We start from the raw sequence: 17,601 nt of genomic DNA, 5'->3' as shown, positions 1-17,601 counted from the left end.
GATTTTACGGAAATTGTCATTATCAGCTCTCCCTGCGACTGTGCCTGCGGTACCGTCCCACTGTTCCTGTTTTATCTTAAATCATCCTCAATATAGCATATGACAGCCATTTTCGGTTATTTCGGAGGGGATTTTATGACAGGTCAGGGGACTTTTTTCAGGAGTTAGGGAACAGAATTTTTCAGCATAAAAAACCGATCCGGGAACCTTTCCTTACCTGACTGTTCAGGCTCTCGGGAAGGCTGAAGTCCTCGGCGCCAAGCTCAGTAAGAGCTCTTTTCGGAATCGCCTTTCTCCCGTAGATATCTCTCAGTCTCCGGGCCTGAGCGAGTTCCGCCCCTTCTATAAGATTCCTGACAAAACGGCCGTTTCCAAAATCATCCCGCGCTACGGCCTTTCTGAAAATCTCCCGGCACTTATCCAGAGCTTCTTCGGAAACCGCCAGCTGCCGCTCCCGCAGCATGAGCTTCATAATTCCCTCCAGGTCGTCAGGACTGTAATCCGGAAAATCCACATGGAACGCAATGCGGCTGGCCAGACCGGCATTGGCCTTCAGAAGCTTCTTCATGGGTTCGGCATATCCGGCCATAATCACAATCATCCGCTCCCGGCGGTTCTCCATTTCCTGAACAATGGTATCGATGGCTTCCGCCCCGAACCCGGATCTGGTGTCATGAGCCAGGGAATAGGCCTCATCAATGAACAAAATACCGCCTTCCGCCCTGTCGAACATCTCCTTTACAGTCTTGGCTGTCCAGCCGACATACCTGGCCACCAGATCCGCCCGGCCGCATTCCACAAATGATCCGTGAGCAAGAACTCCCTCCTCCCGGAGAATCTCAGAGAGAAGGCGGGCCACAGTAGTCTTGGCTGTACCGGGATTGCCAGTGAAGATCATGTGCCGGGATCTGCCGCTCTCGTCAAGTCCCAGAGTTTTCCGGCGCCTGGCCACGACGGAGACGGCAATAATGCGGTCAATAATCTCCTTGACCCGTTCAAGTCCGATCATATCCCCAAGCCGCTGGCAGGCAGAACGTCCCCTGACCTTACGTTTTGCTTTCTCCGGCCGGATCATTTTCCCGTAATCGTATACGGTATTGCAGAGTACCCGTCTGGTCCAGCTCCGAAAAATGTCATTAACAATGCTCATGGAATACTCGGTGCGGGAATTCACCCGGATCTGGGCTACGGCATCATCGATCCATTTCTCGTAGCCGGCCATGACCACCAGATCCTTCATATATGCCACGGCCTGTTCCCGGGTCCCGAAACCGGTTCTGATCCGAACCAGCGCCACTTTTTCTTCTACAACGGAAACCAGGGGCGTTTTACTTTCGGCAGATTTTTCGGGGGCAACACATATTATGAAATAAAGCGTGTTAAGCGAGCTGCCATCCATGAATTTCAGAAGTTCGGAAAGGTGCTCCCGACCATCATTTACCAGACATCCGCCATTTTCCCCGCTATTCTCGTTTTCAAACACCGCCACAACGGAAGCGCAGTCATGCAGGGAAAGAAATAACCGTAATTCCTCAGCGCTGTCCGTACTGCCACGCCTGTTATCATAGGAATTCATATGGAGAACGCCGTAGCGGCGGCTCAGAAGGCGGCCCCGGGAATACAGCATTCTGATAATAAAAGAGACCACTTTCATTCCCGATTCTAAATCCGGAGACTCAATATAGTAATGAACCGGATGACCAAAAATTCCGGATACCGGGACGGGGGCATAGATGCGTTCCAGCTCACCGCCGAGCTCGTTACCGGGAAGACAGATCTGGCTGAATTCCCGGAGTGCCTGCCTGCGATCCCAGGTCTTGCTGTCCGCCACCCCGTCACTCCATCTGAAGTAATGTCTGGACAGAAGACCGGTACTTTCAGAATTCATATAAGGACAGGAGGGAGACAGTTCATTTCTGGTGAACATGTCATCATCATCAGCCTTATCAAACAGATTCAGGTATGATTCCAGAGAAATTTCCGCGTACTCTCCGGGAACTGCCTGCACTTTCAGCTCTTTTCTGATCAGTTCCAGAATAACGGCAGAAACCTCTGCAAAGCCGTTACATCTGACACTGAATGCCGCAAAGAAATCCACATAGGTTTTCCGATCGGTATCGCAGGGACAGAAAAACAGATCCCTGTTAGGCAGCATATTGCAGGATCTCTCCTCATGCCGGAACAAATGCACTTTCGAAAGAGCCTTGCATTTACTGCTCGTCAGAAACGCCGAAAAATCATCCTTACAAGCCTTTTTCTTCAGAACCTTCGAAAAATCTCCCTTCATGGTAATCTTGTAGAACTGCATGATGCCTCCTTGTAAAAGAACTCATTGCACTGCCGGATAGCGGCTGACAGAAAACTGACCGGATCTTTATGAATAGCATTCCGGAAAGAATCTCAGGGATAGAGATATTTGATTTATTATTAACTGTTTATGTGCTTATTATAATATTTTATATACTTATTGTCAAGTTAAACTACTGATATAGTTTCACTCGTTAGTATTTTTTAATAAAATATCAGTAAATGCTCATGTGAAGGCATGCTATTTTCAGAAGGTAACAGCTAAACATACAAAACAAGATCCATAATAAATACCAGAAAAACACTGACAAATGATAGACAAATATATGTATTATCGTTTGATTGATTGATGAATTAATGAATGAGAAAGATAACAGCAGATAATGATGACACAAGCTGCCGGAAAACACTGACATTCAAAGAAGCCCCGGAGAAAATAATGAAGCCCAGTGTTTCAGGAATAACCCAGAATATGGTTTGTAAAAAAGGAAAAATCCGGAATTTTCCCTCTGGAAAACCCCGGATTCTCTTCTGATACCTGCTCCCTTCTTCGGGAAAGCTGTAAGTTTCCGGCTTTATGCCGCAGCCGGCAGCGGCAGTCTGACCTCCAGAGCACGCACCCAGATATTAAACAGATTTCTCGTACCCATATTAACGTATGAGATATTGTTTCTTTCCAGCCATCTCTTTGTGGACTCGTATCTGGAATCGGTCTGGCTGAAGGTTAAAATGCCGTTATCCTTCTCAATCATTTCACGGATGCTTCTGTCATTGGCATCAAACAGCATTTCCTGAACTTCGGTATTCATGTGGCTCATTCTGATATTCTCCTGTGTTGTTCTTAACTGTCAGGAGAACGCAAAAGAGTGAGCCGGGTTACACTTTTTCTGAAAATTTTTCGGCACTGTTTTCCATACCCGTTTCCGGGAGTATTTTCGAAGCATTTCCAGAACCGGTATCCGCCATCCCGTTATCACCGGTATGCCGTATCTGCGAGGGATCTCTTACAAAGGTCAGAAGACCGGTGGCCAGCACCGTCAGTATAATCAGGATACCGAAGGAGGAACCGTAAAAGCCGGTAATTCCCACCGCCACCGACAGCACCGGCCCCGCCATAATCGCCCCCGTAGCCGCGGCATTGTTGAAGAGAGTGGTAGCCTGACCGGGCACCCGTGGCAAAAGCTCCTGAAAATAGATCATCCCGATACCGGCCAGGATTCCGATATATACGGCGTTAAAGATCTGGGCCAGAATAAACCCGGTTTCCGAGGTTTTGGGAAGTGCTATCAGTACCCCGTAGAACAGACACCCCGCAATGCCGCAGAGATACATCAGCTTTTTAATGCCGAAGGTACGGGCGGTTTTGCCGGATATCAGCATTACCGGAATTTCCAGAAGCGCGGCCGTAGCCATCATGTAGGACGGCAGATAGGGGTTCAGAAGGAGCTCATTTTTGATGTAGACCGGCATGCTGATAAGGTAAAGATTGTTGGTCAGCCACAGCGCAGTCACCGCCAGAAACAGCACCGTGGTATCCCGGTTAAATATGGAAACCCGTTCCTCGCCCGCGATCCGCTTTCCTTCCTTGGTATCCGGCAGAAACAGCCCGGACATGATAATGGTAGTTAAAAAAATACAGGCGGTTCCGGAAAACAGATACTCATATCCGAAGGCTGTGGCCACCCAGTATGACAGCACCGGCGCCACTACCCAGGCCAGCGAAAAGAAGGTGCGCATTACCGAGGTGAACATTACCGAATCCCCGTAAACACTGATGCCGTACTCCCGGCCGGCTGCGAATATCTGGGGCGAGCAGACAAAGGACACGCTCATGCATACCGGAGCCACAAACAAAAGCAGCCAGTAATCCCGGATAAAAACCATGGCCAGAGCCGCCAGAATTCCGAAAAAGGCTCCGCTCTGCACCAGCCGGACCCGGGACAGTCTGCCGTCGGAAAGCCGTGCCAGAACCTGCGAAATCACAATCCCCAGCACCGCCTGCATGGTAAAGTACAGCCCCACCTCAAAGGGGGAGGCCTGAAGCTTCTCTGTAAGAAAAAGACTCAATAGCGGCAGATAGGTTCCCGGAGCACATCCGGTGAGAAATGTCAGCAGCATAAAAATATACTTGCTCTGTCTGGTCATGGTTAATTCTCCCGCTATTCTGAATAAGCTGTGCGGATTTTGTGATCCTGCAGGCATATTTTAACATGTTCGCAGAAATTCACCGGTCTGGCCGCGATATTTTCAGGGGCCTGAGAGGCCGTAAATTTGGGAAAAGTCAAAGAAATCGTGAGCAAACCGGCAAATCCGTAATAAAATATCGCGGCTATGCATTAAGATATCAACAACTGAAGACCATAAATAAAACTGTAAATCGCGGAGTACTATGTCAACTTTTGATCACTTTATTGATACCAGCATGACTGACACTCTCTGGGTTTCAGCTGCCAGGCGTATATATTCCCGCAAACTCTTTGAAGCTGACTGGAAGCTTGTTTACGAATTTGAAGACAATGTGATTGCCATTGATCATACCGGAGAAATCATTAAGAAAGCCTCCCCGGTAATTCTCGTTCTTCTGGCCAGCGGAAAGGTTTTTTACTCCATTGACAAAGGGAATTCGTGGCAGCTTTTCGAAACTGACCAGCCGGTAACATCGATAGCCGCAATCAAGCGTTACTATGACTCTGAGGATACTGAAGACACCGAAGAGAAGAATCTTGGTGATATGCAGTCGGTTTTTCTGCTTTCGAATAACAGAATTCGCTGCTATGCCATTTCAGAAAACCTGAATTTCGTATTCAAGGGAGATATCGCCCCGGTGGCCGCATCTTCCATTCACGGATTCCGGGACGAGCTTCTGTTTATCTCCAGTAATTCCCGCGACACCCCCATTATCTATACCTACAGAGAAGGTCAGGGTATTAAGAAAAACGCCGTCTCCTGCCCTCTCCGAAAAGTGCGGGGGCTGGTCAATTTCAACAACTCCCCGGCCCTGCTTCTGAACTGGGGAAAGGTGGTGATGCTGCGCTTCCCCGAAACCAGCATTCTCTACCCTTACAAGGATGGCAGCAAATGCGATTTCCCGTATCCCAACAGGATTGACGACATGATGTGCATGGACACCATCCCCTACACTCTTCTGGATACCGGGGAAATGTATGTAGGCCATCCGGATCTGGGCTGGGAGAAGGTCAGAATGCCCTGGGATGAAAACGGCACTGATGCCAGCCAGCGGGACGAGCTTTCGGAAATGTACGAGAACGGGCAGCGTCTCCTGGTGAGCATCATTGCCCATGATATCGGTCTGGGCAGTCTGGTACCGTAATACCGTAGCCGCTTCCAGAAAAATCCCCGGATGGTTATGCCAGTACATAACTGTCCGGGGATTTTCTCTATTTCCAGCAGGAGTTTTCGGTACTTCCGTTCAGTTCTGATCCGGAATCAGGGTAATTCCGTTGTCATCCAGAAGAATCTGCTTCTTTTTGTAAAGAGTGCCGATAGCCTTCTTGAATTTGCCCTTGCTCATTCCCAGATTTCTTTCAATATCCTCGGGGGAGGATCTGTCGCACCAGGGGAGATGTCCGCCCGCCTCCCGGAGCTTTGCCAGAATAAAGCCGCCGGCACTGTCCATCCCCTCCTGACCGCCCTGATAAAGACAGATATTGATTTTGCGATCCCGGCGCACTGACTGAATAAAGCCTTTCAGCTTCACCCCGTAGTGCACATTGTTCTGAAGAGCCAGATGCGACGGCAGCATGCCGAAGTAACTGTTGTTTACCACCATCCTGACGCCCAGGGGAGTTTTGGCCACCGGCATGAGATCCACCCGGTCTCCGGCCTTGAGGTCAGAATTATCCGGAAGAAAATCCGTAAAATAGCGGTTAAATTTTGTGGTTCCGAAGAGCCGCCCCTCATCGTCTATATCCACATAGACCACATAATATTCCCCCACCTCGAAGACCGGCTTCTGTTCTCTGAAAGGCACCAGAAGATCCTTTCTGATCCCCCATTCCATATAGGCAGCTCCCGGGGTGACATCCCGCACCTGCATCTTCGCCAGTTCCCCTAAAAGCGCCCGGGGTCTTTTGGCGGTGATAGTAAGCCGGCCGTCATCCAGATAGCAGAAAACACTGAGAGTGCTGCCGGCCGTCAGATCTGCCGGGATCTGCGATCTGGGAAGAAAAACCTCGCCGTAGGTACCGGCATCAAAAAATCCGCCCTTATCGTCAGTTCTGACCAGGGGCAGATCGTTCATTTTTCCAATAATAACTGTCATACGGGCAATCCTCCAGCGAATACGGAAAAGGCACCCTTGTCCAAGAGTGCCTTTATCCTAAATACCAAAACGAAACGGGAATGATCCGCTTAAGCGCGCATAAAGTCGATGTGGATCAGAGCGCCGTTCACCGGATGACGCTGAATAGCAACCGGCTTAACGGTTACTTCCTTGCCGTCAATGGTAAGAACGATAGGAGCGGAATAGAATGCCTGGCTCTGCTGAGCGGTAAATACCGGAATGTACTCCAGGCTGATGCTTACCGGAGCTTCATCTCCGCCGTAAATAATAGCCGGTAAACGGTTCGAACGACGAAGGCGGCGGCTCGCACCTTTCCCGAATACGTTACGAACCTCAGCGGTAAACTTATTGGTTTCTGCCATTTTGATTACTCTCAAAAAAATACACAAAAGAAATGAAGCTGCAATGCGACCAGAACAGCTTCTTCAAAAAACGTGCGGATTGTAGCATTTTAAAAAACATTTAACAAGAAAAAACTGCACCGGAATTTTCGGAGCTTTCCGGTCGCCGGGGATCAAAAAAAGCTTCCGGAGATCAAAAAAGCGCTCCTCCGATGCCGGGAGGAAACGCTCTTCTGTCATTTTCTGAATTGTTCAGATGAACTCAGCGGGTATTCCGGAAACGGCTACACCTCCGCATTTCCCCTGTCTTCCCTGCCGTAAAGCTGACGGAGATTCCTTCTAAGCATAATAACCGACAGCACTACCAGCATCACCGCCATGAGAATAAGTAATATCGCGGCCCCTACCAGAGTCAGGTTTTTGCTCATAAAGGCATTGACGATGTCCAGAAGTCCCCAGATGCTCATAAACAGCATCAGCATCGTGGGAATCAGGGTAATCCAGAAATTCAGCTTCTTTGTCATGAGATACATGCTGACTCCCAGCAGTGTCAGCGCAGCCAGAAGCTGGTTGGAGGCCCCGAAAATCGGCCAGATGGAATTGGCGCTTCCGGTGGATGCCAGAAAACCGGCGAGCCCTACCACAAATGCCGAAGCAAACCAGGGATTGGTTATGAAGGTTACCAGAGGATGCTTCTTCTGGGGAATGCCCTCATTCTGCATTCTCTCCTGGGTTTCGTAGGACGGGGTAAAAATTTCCTGCCATACAAAGCGGGTAAGCCTGGTGGCAGTATCCAGGGTTGTCAGCATAAATGCAGAAATGGCAAGACTGATAAAATTGGTGGCCAGGGTACCGGAAATGCCCAGTTTTGATAAAAACACCCCGATGCCGGAGGCAAAGGCATTCACCGGATTGGCCGCGATTTCCGCAAAATCCGCTTCGCTGAGGTAGGCCACCGAAATCAGGCTCATCACTCCCAGAATACCCTCTACAATCATGCCGCCGTAGCCGATGGTTCTGATGTGGCTTTCACGGCGGATCTGCTTGGAGGTGGTACCCGAAGCCACCAGAGAATGAAATCCCGAACAGGCTCCGCAGGCAATAAGAATAAACAGTGCCGGAATCATGTCCGTAGGCTGTCCGTTGCCGATGGGAACGTTATAGCCGATATAGGCCGGGAATTTCAGCTCCGGAGCATAGAAGCAGATACCGGCGATCCCGCCGAAGATCATGGCATAAAGAAGATAGGAGCTCAGATAGTCCCGCGGCTGCAGCAGCCATTTTACGGAAATAACCGATGCAAACATGACATAGACTCCCAGAACTCCCATCCAGCTCCAGAGTGCGGCTTTCTGGGCAAGAGCGGCATCCATGCCTTCTCCGGAATAGAAAGAGACCAGATCCGCCGGGATAAAGTCTGACACCCATACCGTCAGGAACACCAGCGGAACAAAAATCCACGAGGAGGTGCGGAGTGTCAGAAGATTCCGGGAAATATAGCCGAACACCGGGGCCAGCAGTATGAAGATAAGAGAGGCAGTGGCTACTGCCGGGGTTTTCACAAAGGTTCCGGCCACCATAAGACCGAATATCGCCACCACCAGGATCAGCGATATCCAGCAGAAAACAAGGAACATCTGCCGTCCGGCATATCCCATGAGCCGCTCGATTACATAGCCGATGGAACGCCCGCCGTGCCGCACCGAGAGGAACAGGGAAGCAAAGTCGTGCACCGCCCCGACAAACACGCATCCCAGAAGGATCCACAGCAGTGCCGGAAGCCAGCCGAAGTAGGCGGCGGCTATCGGTCCGACAATGGGGCCCGCACCGGCGATAGATGAAAAGTGATGTCCGAACAGCACCGAACGGCTGGTAGGAACATAATCCACTCCGTCATTCCGGGTTTCGGACGGCGTGGATCTCCGGTCATCAATTCCAAAAAGACGGGTGAGATATCCGCCGTAGAATACATAGCCTGCTGCAAAATAAGCCAGCGCTATGGTTAGTAGCAATAAACCGTTCATAAAGTTTCCGTAAAGGTTCTCCTTTGTTCACAGTCAAAAGTCAGAAAATCTGCCCCGGAACCGGCAACCGCGAAAAAAACGTGTCCGCTCCGGGGAATTCCGGGATTTTCCCGGAACAGCAAAAACTGAAATCCCGGATAATCCGGGATCTGTCATAATAGCTCCGCCTGAAAAGCCAGCGATCAGATACGGACTCCTGCCCGCACCATAGCCTCCACCGAACCATGCTCCTTAAGGGCCTGATTGAAATCCAGCATCCTTTGCACCGGAACAAGAGCCTTCACCCGGATATCCTCGGGAACCGTAATCTCATGTCCGGAAAAGTTCTCCAGAGCACTGAGCATTTTCGGGAGCGTGCTCATCCGCATCCACGGACAGCGGGCGCAGCTCTGACAGGTGGCACCGTGCCCGCCGGTAGGAGCGGGAATCAGCACCTTGTCGGGACAGGCCTGGGAAATCTTGTAGAAAATTCCGGTTTCGGTGGCGATAATGAACTCCTTCCGATCCATCTCCTTCACCCGGTTCAGGATCTGGGAGGTGGAGCCGGCAAAATCGGCCATGGCCGTAACCTCCGCCGGAGCTTCCGGATGCACCATTATGGCAGCCTCGGGATGCTCCGCCCGGAGATCCTTTAAGGCCGCGGCCTTAAAAGAGTCATGCACCACACAGTGCGCCTGCCACCGCAGCATATCCGCCCGGGTTTCCTGAGCCACATACGCTCCGAGATGCCGGTCCGGAGCCCAGAGAATCTTTTTTCCCATAAGATCCAGGTAGTGAATGAGGTCAATGGCGCAGGAGCTGGTAGCCACATAGTCGGAAAGAGCCTTCACTGCAGCGGAGGTATTGGCATAAACCACAGCCACCCGATCCGGCTCCTCCTCCCGGAGCTTCTGAAACTCGGGAGCCGGACAGCCCAGATCCAGCGAGCACTCCGCCCCCAGATCCGGCATAATGACGGTCTTTTCAGGAGAAAGAATTTTGGCAGTCTCGCCCATAAAGCGCACTCCGGCCACCAGAAGCACCTTTGCCGGACTGTTTCTGCCCCACCGTGCCATTTCCAGAGAATCTCCGATAAAGCCGCCGGTCATTTCCGCCAGCTCCTGCACCTCGGGAGCGGTATAGTAATGAGCAATCAGGGCGGCATTGAGCTCCTTAAGCTTCGCGGCGATCCGTTCCCCGAAGGACTTCTTTTCTTCTCCGGAAAGCTCCGGCTCCGGTTCAGGATAGGAAATACCGGACAAATCTGGCATATACATGGCGCTGTTCTCCAAAAACTGTTCTGGCTGCTATTATAACGCCAATGCTGCCGGCCGTAATTTCAAATTCCGATTTTTTCCGGAAGCTCCGGATCCCCGGAAATTTCGGAGTATACTGTCAGGAACAGGCCGGCACTGACCGGAAAACCATTACTGCTCCGGAGAATCCCGGGCCTTTAAACGGAAGATTTTTATGAATATGGCAATACCGGAAGCCTCCGGAACTCCGGAAAGGCTGCCGTCCCGGCTTCTTTTTCTGGCGGCTTCCGTTCCTGCCGGAACTCCCGGAAAATCCGATCGCCCGCCGCACCGGACCTCTCACGAAACGGCGCTGAACACTCTGAAAACAGGGCTCGGAATCTTTCTCTCTCCCGAATTCCGGAAAACAGGAACAGTTTCGGACAGCATTAGCACCAGAATACCGGATCCTGCTCCCGGAAAGCTTCCGGAAATTCTTGCCACCCCCTCGGGAAAGCCGTATTTCCGGGATCCCGCACTCCCTTTTTTCAGCTGGGCGCACTCGGGCCCCCTGGTTTTCCTCGGAATAGCGGATGTCCCTCTGGGAACAGATGCGGAAATAGTGGCCTCCGGAAGAAATCTTCGGGGCATTTCCGAAAGATTCTTTTCTGAAAAGGAACAGCGGTATCTGAATGAGGATTCCGCCGCTTTTCCGGAAAGATTTTTCGAGCTCTGGACTCTCCGTGAAGCCGCCGGAAAATATGAAGGCTCGGGAATTCAGGGCTTCCGGAATATCGAAATCGATCCCGAAAGCCGCCGGACCACCATAAACGGAACGCCTCTTACGGCCTGCTCCGGCTCCATCGCTTTCCGGAACCGGGTCTGGTACCTGGGAGCCGCGCTGGCTGCTTCAGATTCTGAAAATACGGTACCGGAGCTTTCTCCTCCTCTCATTTTTCTGCCGCCGGAAAATCCGGAACAGAATCCTCCGGAGCCCCCCCGGATCTCCTGGAATGTCTGGACGAGGCAAAGCCGGGGCTGTTCATGTTTAGCAGACTGAGATCCATGGCGCGGTAATCCCCTCCGGCAAAGTGTATAATCCGGGACGTTCGGAAAAACACTGGCAGGTCTTATCGGGAGAAGCATCATGAAGGTTAGGATACTGAAAACGGTTTTGCGGGGATTCGCCCCCATGCTGGCACTGGGACTTTCAGCCATGGCAGCTGCCGGCGGCCCCATGCCCCACGGATACGTGGAAAAGCTTACCGCGGGCACCCCGGATTCCCCCGCCACAGTGGAATTCACAAACAGCCGTACCGGTGGACATACCAGAGCTGTTTTCCTGGACCAGCCCGCCACAAACCTGCATGAATTCACCCTTGAGGAGATCCGGAAGCTGGGCTGCAAAACAGCAAGTCTGGATACCCGTAAGGCTGCCCAGGGAGAGGCGCAGATCCTGGGATGCTGGATCTCGGATCACTACGAAGCCGTGGATATCGCCATCTCCCGGGAAAACGACAGCCGGATTTTCTACTTTGTCAAAAACGCCCGGGTAAAGGATCGGGACGTCGCTGCGCTTAGGGAGCTTTCCCGGGAAAAGCTCCGGGAGAATCTCCTTAAGGGAAACTAAGTCTCCTGTCCCTTATCGCCGGTACTGTTACTGTTTCCGGATGATGCCCCGTAGCCAGGCGTGAGGCGGGGAGGCCGGTTCTGCTATTCCGCCTCCTTGATATAAAACATGCCGTAGGCATATATGATGACGTATTTGTGAAGATCCGGAACAGCCCTGATTTTATCGTCCCTGACATAGAAGTTAAGCTGCTTCACAGCTCTGTCATACAGGGTTCTGACAACCCTGACCTTGGTTGTTTCACGGGCTCTCCCGTTTCTGCGGTACTTAAATTCAAAAATGTAGCTGGGACCGTTACCGGTATTTATCGCCAGAAGATCCGCACGCCCCCGGGCGGTATCCAGAAGCGCCGCCTTCGCCCCGGCCCCGGCACTGAACATCTCCTGAAGCATTCGGGCAGCTGCGGCCTCCGTGCGCTCCTCCTCAGAAACCGGAGCGGGACCGTTCTCATGCTCCAGCTCTTCCAGGGCCGGATCCCCGTATTCGTCCTCATCCAGTCCTCCTCGAATACAAACCTGCCGCCGACCATAACAGCATACTCTCTCTTTAGCAGGAATCTCCCGTTGGTAACAGGATTTAGTGCCATATAGACAGCGAGGCCGATCTGGGTTTCGCCTTCCCGGGAATTGTTGGTTTGGATAAAGGCCCCGGCAATCTCGTTCAGCATGGCCGCCAGCACCGAGATGTCGTTGGTCTCCGCCATAACGTTCAGATTCCGGATTTTTTCAAAGCTCCGGAGCACGTCCGGACTGTTTTCCAGCTGGATTCCGAAAAACAGCATCTCAAAGTAATCATTGGGAATCCTGGGATAGGTTCCTTCAAGATGATTTCCTTCCGGCAGTTGCCGGAGCTCCTCCGGGCTCATAATGGTCAGAAAGCCCATATTGAAGAGGAGAGAAACCCCTTCGGCATATCCCAGGGTATCCCGGGCCGCAGTCAGCCTGACAGGAATATCGACACGCGCCTTTACCGGCAGATGGCTGTTAAGATCCCGGAGAAGATCCCGGAGAAGATCCCGGCGATCCCTCTCATTTATAAGCTTCAGGAATCCGGAAAGCTTGGTATAGTCCACGTTGGTGCTGGAAAATATTTTTATATCCGGGATGGCGCTGTAATCCTGATTAAGCTCGCTAATGAAGTCAAGACAACGGGTGGCATTGTAAACAGTTCTTTCGGCTGTCCTTGCGAACCGGTAGCCGTTGTACCGTTTCTTCATAACCTCTCTGAGCTCTGCAGCCGAAAAACGGCATTTCTCAAAATCCACCGTTTTCCTGAGAAGCTCCCGCACCTCGTCATCTGTAAAGCCCTCAAGCTCATTGAACAGAGGATCGGTACTGATAGAAGGACGACAGTGCTCCGCCCTTCCGGGCCAGCTCCCCGAATGCCCGCGGATCTCTGCTCAGAACGTCGTTGGTGAAATTATCATACTCGTCAATAATTACCATCACTTTGAAAGACTGCGGAATCAGACTATGCAGAAATTCGCCGATTAACGACGAAGGATCCCGGAAAAGTTCCAGGTTTCTGTAATACCTGGATAGAGCATCCATCAGCGTTTTCTGATTATCTTCCGTAACAGACTGCACAACATCAGTCGGCATAAATTCAGGATATCTTGATAAAAAATTCTTTATACCGACAATTATGTTGCGCCTGAAACCGTCCAGGATTGCTTCAGTGCTGCCGCTGGTGCTAATTCCTGAAAAATCAAACCTGAGAACATAAAAGGAGCTCTTTTCCGGTGTGGGATGGGAAGCAATGTAGCACTCCTTAAAGAGCCGGTCGCTTTCGGATTTAAGAGCCCTGTCATAGTAGTATCTTAGAAGCTCTGTGAACATGGTTTTTCCGAAACGCCGGGGACGCAGGAACAGGGAAATTCTGACTTTGCTCTCTTCATACACCTGAAGAAATCTGGTTTTATCAATAAACACATAGTCTTCATCAATCAAGGTTGCAAAATCTGTAAAAGAATCCGGTATGGCCTTTAGCACTGACTTTTCCCTTCATAAAAAAATGCTCTGATACTGTTTTCTCCTGAAGCCGGAACCGTTACAGGAAAAAAACAGCCCTAAACAGGGATATCCCTTAAAAACAGCCCCCTGAGACGGAACTAATGTTTTTGCCCCTTTGCATTCATTATAAAACCTGCCGGAAACGTACCTCCTGACGTATTTACGGAGAGCCGGAACGGATCTTACCGGCTGATCTGACAGCATAAGACAACAAAACGCGCAATACATCAGTAACCTCGGAGAGACTGACACATTTATGATCCTCTCCGGGATTTACATATTTCGGATTAGCCCCCGCCCACTCCAGACTCAGGCAACGCACTGCTATCCAGAAATCCTGCAGCCTTTCCCCCTCCGCCATCAGATTCCGCTTCCCGCTCCGGAGCCGGCCTGCCCTTAAGCAGCTTCCCGAAAAAATAACAGTTCTGAAGTCCAATCTTGTGATCCATTCCTTTAATTTGGTAATTAATCCCCACAGCGGTCTCACATTTATATATATTGTGAGCTAACTGTGGAATGGTGTGCATACCGGATGCCCGGTTTTTGTCTCCGAACAGCGACAAACCGCACGGTAGCAGACCTGTTACCTTTTTTTCTGACTTTTTATGGAGAAAAATAATGGGATTAATAAAAGCTGCTCTTGGAGCCATGGGGGGCACCCTTGCCGATCAGTGGAAGGAATTCTTCACCTGCGATGCTCTGGACAATGATACCCTGATGGTCAAGGGCAAGAAGGTCGTTAACGGAAGATCCTCAAACACCGGTGCCAGTGACAATGTTATTTCCAACGGTTCCGGCATCGTGGTTGCCGACGGCCAGTGCGCCATTGTCGTGGACAACGGTATCGTTATGGAAGTTGCCGCCGAACCCGGCAAGTTCACCTACGACAAGGGCGGCGAGCCTTCAATTTTCAGCGGCAAGCTTAACGTTGACAAGATCAAGAACGTCATGGGCACTGCCTGGGAACGTTTTAAGCAGGGCGGCGTTCAGGGCTCCGATCAGAGAGTTTACTACTTCAATATCAAGGAAATCATCGACAACAAGTTCGGCACCGCTACCCCGATTCCGTTCCGCATTGTTGACCAGAAGATCAATGTGGATCTGGACGTATCCGTACGCTGCAACGGCATGTTCACCTTCAAGATCACCGATCCGGTTTCCTTCTACAAGCAGCTGGGCGGCAACGTGCCTGAAGTTTACGAGCGCGATACCATTGTTCCGACTCTGAAGCAGGAATTCGTAGGCGGCCTTAACCAGGCTCTGGGCGCTCTTTCCGATCTCAGCATCAGACCTTATGCCCTGCCGCAGCACGTGGATGAGCTCTGCGACAGCATGAACAAGGTTCTGAACGACAAGTGGTCCAGACGCGGCATCGCTGTATTCTCCATCGCTCTCAATTCTGTAAGCATGCCGGAAGAAGATCAGAAGATGCTCAAGGAGCTCCAGAAAGCTTCCGCATACGCCAACCCGGCACTGGCTGCCGCTCAGATGGCCAGAGCTCAGTCCGATGCCATGGTAACCGCTGCCGGCAACGCCAACGGTGCCATGAACGGCTTTATGGGCATGGGTCTTGCCCAGGGTGCCGGCGGCATGGGTGCAGCCAACCTGTTCGCCATGGCCCAGCAGCAGCCTCAGCAGCCGCAGATGCAGCAGCCTCAGGCAGCTCCTCAGGGCGGCTGGACCTGCTCCTGCGGTGCCCAGAACACCGGCAAGTTCTGCATGAACTGCGGCCAGCAGAAGCCGGCTCCTGCCGGATCCTGGACCTGTTCCTGCGGTACTGAAAACACCGGCAAGTTCTGCATGAACTGCGGCCAGCAGAAGCCTCAGGCCGGCGGCGCCTGCCCTGAGTGCGGCAACAAGTATGAAGGTCCTACTCCCAAGTTCTGCCCGCAGTGCGGTCACAAGTTTTAAGGAAGGAACATGACCAGCAATTCAGAACGCTTCAAGTGCCAGTGCGGAGGCACCTACGAGTTTGATATCAAGACTCAGATGCTGAAGTGCCCTTTCTGCGATTCCGTCATCTCCCAGGAGGAGTATGATGCCATGGCCGCTAAAAAGCTGGCCGAGGACAATATCGACGTAAAGGACGGCGGCAGCAGACTTGATATTGATCCGGAAACCGGAGAGGCCTTTCAGGAGGGACAGCAGGAAACCTACATCTGCAAGTCCTGCGGCGGTGCCATTACCCCGGCACTGACCTCTATTTCCGAAAAGTGCCCTTTCTGCGACAGCCCCATTGTGCTTTCCGGAAAGGTTTCCGGCGAGGCTCAGCCTGATGTTATTATTCCGTTCAAGTTTGATCAGAAGAAGGTACAGGAAGCCTACACCAAGCACGTGACCTCCAAGCACTTCGTACCGAAGAGCTTCAACTCCGAAGCCCGCAAGAAGGAAATCCAGGGAATTTATGTTCCTTTCTGGCTCCTGAGCTGCAAGGCAGACGGCGAAGTAAATCTCGACTGTCAGAAGATCACCACTACCAGACAGGCCAACCAGGAAATCACCACCCATGAGCACTACGATGTATACCGCAAGAGCCACATGGAGTTTACCGATCTTCCTGCTGACGCCTCCAAGGAAATGGATGACGATCTGATGGATTCCATTGAGCCCTTCGATACCGCCGAAGCTCTGGCCTTCAGAACCGCGTATGTTTCCGGCTTTGCCGCAACCAAATACGACGTGGGCGTAGAGGAAAGCTATCCGCGTTTTGAGAAGCGCATGAAGGAGACCTTCGTCAAGGCTGTTATTGACAAGTCTGTAAAGGGCTATGACAAGGTTGATGTGGTGGATTCCCAGATTGATTTCTCGGACCGCTCCATCAAGTACGCCATGTTCCCGGTATGGATCATCAAGAACCAGTGGAATGGCAAGGACTTCATTTTTGCAGTTAACGGCCAGACCGGGAAACTGGTAGGCAATCTCCCCACCGACTGGGGCCGGATGTTTACCTCTGCCGGTATCTGGTCAGTTCCCGCTGCCGCCATCTGTATTCCGGCTGCCAAGTTCCTGCTGGAAAACAGTGAATGGACCGGTGCCGGAATTATCGGCTTCCTGGTTGCCCTGGTGCTCTCGCTTATCGTGCACTTTGTCATGGTTTCCGGAAACACCTCCGTAGCTGACGCCACTCAGGCTGACGGCTACCTGGATCAGGAAAGCTTCTCCAATGCAGTGGAAAGAGACAAGTACAGCCGTACCGAGAGACAGGTACGCACCATCAGCACCTCTGCAAAGTAGCGCGTGCACTATGGCTCTGAACCTGTAATAGGAGCTTAATATGAAAAGGAGTCTTCGGACTCCTTTTTTACTTGGTTCCGGTTTACCGGGATCTCACCGCCGGGGACTCTGGAGGGACTCATGGGTCATACTGGCTACACAGGAAGAGAGATTCCCGACAACACATTATCCCGATTCCTTCAGGTTCTGCACTTCACTCATATCAATCATCTCTGATTTAGACCCTGATCACATAATTTTTTGGTCTTGCATCAAGTGAAGGCTTTTCTCACTATATTGTGACACATTTCAATATTTTTTAAAAAACGTGACTCATTCGTCACAAAAATACAATAACTACCAACTAATTATTTATTATTTTATACACATGTCTGGCGTTTTTGTGATCCGTTCAAGTGTTTGATTTTCTGATATTCATTATTCTTTTATGCAGTTAAAGGAATTTTGTATTAGGTCTTAAACCGTCTTTTTAAGGCTTCAGGGATTCTTGACAAAAGTGCTGGTGAATCCGTACCATATCGCACACAAAAATCGGG

The 17,601-nt window shown here is 51.2% G+C and carries 15 protein-coding genes; 5 read left to right on the top strand and 10 right to left on the bottom strand.

The genetic code is table 11. The features are described 5' to 3' along the window. Positions 1–181: 181 nt before the first annotated feature. The 3 genes from F557_RS21280 to F557_RS19590 form a co-directional block, all read right to left on the bottom strand. Positions 182–2,308, bottom strand: coding sequence for an AAA family ATPase (locus F557_RS21280; protein ID WP_019002139.1), 2,127 nt, complete (start codon positions 2,306–2,308; stop codon positions 182–184). A gap of 574 nt (positions 2,309–2,882) precedes the next feature. Then, on the bottom strand, positions 2,883–3,125 hold the full coding sequence (locus F557_RS0110265; protein ID WP_019002137.1) for a hypothetical protein: 243 nt from the start codon (positions 3,123–3,125) through the stop codon (positions 2,883–2,885). Between the two features lie 58 nt (positions 3,126–3,183). After that, positions 3,184–4,452, bottom strand: coding sequence for a sugar efflux transporter (locus tag F557_RS19590; protein WP_019002136.1), 1,269 nt, complete (start codon positions 4,450–4,452; stop codon positions 3,184–3,186). A 244-nt stretch (positions 4,453–4,696) separates the two neighbouring features. Between F557_RS19590 and F557_RS0110250 the strand changes: the two genes are divergently transcribed. After that, positions 4,697–5,638, top strand: coding sequence for a hypothetical protein (locus F557_RS0110250; RefSeq protein ID WP_019002134.1), 942 nt, complete (start codon positions 4,697–4,699; stop codon positions 5,636–5,638). A gap of 99 nt (positions 5,639–5,737) precedes the next feature. Here F557_RS0110250 and F557_RS0110245 read toward each other — a convergent pair whose 3' ends face one another. The 4 genes from F557_RS0110245 to nadA form a co-directional block, all read right to left on the bottom strand. Next, a complete protein-coding gene (locus tag F557_RS0110245; protein WP_019002133.1) occupies positions 5,738–6,589 on the bottom strand; it encodes a CvfB family protein in 852 nt (283 codons plus the stop codon). 89 nt (positions 6,590–6,678) lie between these two features. Then, a complete protein-coding gene (rplY, locus tag F557_RS0110240; RefSeq protein ID WP_019002132.1) occupies positions 6,679–6,972 on the bottom strand; it encodes a 50S ribosomal protein L25 in 294 nt (97 codons plus the stop codon). A gap of 263 nt (positions 6,973–7,235) precedes the next feature. Continuing rightward, positions 7,236–8,975 (bottom strand): carbon starvation CstA family protein, encoded by a 1,740-nt coding sequence (locus F557_RS0110230; protein ID WP_019002130.1) that lies wholly within the window; start codon positions 8,973–8,975, stop codon positions 7,236–7,238. Positions 8,976–9,157: 182 nt separating this feature from the next. After that, entirely contained in the window at positions 9,158–10,246 is a 1,089-nt protein-coding gene (nadA, locus tag F557_RS0110220; RefSeq protein ID WP_019002128.1) for a quinolinate synthase NadA, read from the bottom strand. Between the two features lie 178 nt (positions 10,247–10,424). Between nadA and F557_RS0110210 the strand changes: the two genes are divergently transcribed. Then, the gene (locus F557_RS0110210) at positions 10,425–11,249 is read left to right on the top strand and encodes a 4'-phosphopantetheinyl transferase family protein (protein WP_019002126.1); all 825 of its coding nucleotides are present in this window, start codon (positions 10,425–10,427) and stop codon (positions 11,247–11,249) included. A gap of 87 nt (positions 11,250–11,336) precedes the next feature. Then, the gene (locus tag F557_RS0110205) at positions 11,337–11,819 is read left to right on the top strand and encodes a hypothetical protein (protein WP_157617843.1); all 483 of its coding nucleotides are present in this window, start codon (positions 11,337–11,339) and stop codon (positions 11,817–11,819) included. A gap of 83 nt (positions 11,820–11,902) precedes the next feature. On the opposite strand, the gene F557_RS0110200 is transcribed toward F557_RS0110205, so the two are convergent. Genes F557_RS0110200 through F557_RS23765 form a run of 3 tightly spaced genes read right to left on the bottom strand, consistent with a single transcriptional unit; the run spans position 11,903 to position 13,810 of the window. Further along, positions 11,903–12,199, bottom strand: coding sequence for a PD-(D/E)XK nuclease domain-containing protein (locus F557_RS0110200; RefSeq protein WP_019002124.1), 297 nt, complete (start codon positions 12,197–12,199; stop codon positions 11,903–11,905). Then, positions 12,124–13,107 (bottom strand): hypothetical protein, encoded by a 984-nt coding sequence (locus tag F557_RS23770; protein WP_019002123.1) that lies wholly within the window; start codon positions 13,105–13,107, stop codon positions 12,124–12,126. The genes F557_RS0110200 and F557_RS23770 overlap by 76 nt, the downstream gene beginning before the upstream one ends. A 25-nt stretch (positions 13,108–13,132) precedes the next feature. Beyond that, positions 13,133–13,810 (bottom strand): AAA family ATPase, encoded by a 678-nt coding sequence (locus F557_RS23765; RefSeq protein ID WP_019002122.1) that lies wholly within the window; start codon positions 13,808–13,810, stop codon positions 13,133–13,135. A gap of 639 nt (positions 13,811–14,449) precedes the next feature. On the opposite strand from F557_RS23765, the gene F557_RS0110175 reads away from it, so the two are divergent. Together F557_RS0110175 and F557_RS0110170 are read left to right on the top strand one after the other, a co-directional pair. Then, entirely contained in the window at positions 14,450–15,742 is a 1,293-nt protein-coding gene (locus F557_RS0110175) for an SPFH domain-containing protein (RefSeq protein WP_019002119.1), read from the top strand. 9 nt (positions 15,743–15,751) lie between these two features. Continuing rightward, positions 15,752–17,065 carry a TFIIB-type zinc ribbon-containing protein gene (locus F557_RS0110170; protein WP_019002118.1) on the top strand — a complete coding sequence of 438 codons (1,314 nt, stop codon included), beginning with the start codon at positions 15,752–15,754 and terminating at the stop codon, positions 17,063–17,065. Positions 17,066–17,601: the final 536 nt, after the last annotated feature.

It is taken from the genome of Succinimonas amylolytica DSM 2873 (assembly GCF_000378405.1).
In the GTDB taxonomy this organism is placed as follows: domain Bacteria; phylum Pseudomonadota; class Gammaproteobacteria; order Enterobacterales; family Succinivibrionaceae; genus Succinimonas; species Succinimonas amylolytica.
The sequence above is the reverse complement of the archived record's forward strand: the minus strand, read 5'-3'. Positions and strand labels throughout refer to the sequence as shown.

What these genes read in the sequence shown, in the direction of transcription:
- F557_RS19590 (WP_019002136.1), bottom strand. Translation starts at nt 4,452, where the DNA reads ATGACCAGACAGAGCAAGTATATTTTTATGCTGCTGACATTTCTCACC.
- F557_RS0110205 (WP_157617843.1), top strand. Translation starts at nt 11,337, where the DNA reads ATGAAGGTTAGGATACTGAAAACGGTTTTGCGGGGATTCGCCCCCATG.
- F557_RS0110265 (WP_019002137.1), bottom strand. Translation starts at nt 3,125, where the DNA reads ATGAGCCACATGAATACCGAAGTTCAGGAAATGCTGTTTGATGCCAAT.
- F557_RS0110200 (WP_019002124.1), bottom strand. Translation starts at nt 12,199, where the DNA reads ATGTTCAGTGCCGGGGCCGGGGCGAAGGCGGCGCTTCTGGATACCGCC.
- F557_RS0110175 (WP_019002119.1), top strand. Translation starts at nt 14,450, where the DNA reads ATGGGATTAATAAAAGCTGCTCTTGGAGCCATGGGGGGCACCCTTGCC.
- rplY (WP_019002132.1), bottom strand. Translation starts at nt 6,972, where the DNA reads ATGGCAGAAACCAATAAGTTTACCGCTGAGGTTCGTAACGTATTCGGG.
- F557_RS0110170 (WP_019002118.1), top strand. Translation starts at nt 15,752, where the DNA reads ATGACCAGCAATTCAGAACGCTTCAAGTGCCAGTGCGGAGGCACCTAC.
- F557_RS0110210 (WP_019002126.1), top strand. Translation starts at nt 10,425, where the DNA reads ATGAATATGGCAATACCGGAAGCCTCCGGAACTCCGGAAAGGCTGCCG.
- F557_RS0110230 (WP_019002130.1), bottom strand. Translation starts at nt 8,975, where the DNA reads ATGAACGGTTTATTGCTACTAACCATAGCGCTGGCTTATTTTGCAGCA.
- F557_RS0110245 (WP_019002133.1), bottom strand. Translation starts at nt 6,589, where the DNA reads ATGACAGTTATTATTGGAAAAATGAACGATCTGCCCCTGGTCAGAACT.
- F557_RS0110250 (WP_019002134.1), top strand. Translation starts at nt 4,697, where the DNA reads ATGTCAACTTTTGATCACTTTATTGATACCAGCATGACTGACACTCTC.
- F557_RS21280 (WP_019002139.1), bottom strand. Translation starts at nt 2,308, where the DNA reads ATGCAGTTCTACAAGATTACCATGAAGGGAGATTTTTCGAAGGTTCTG.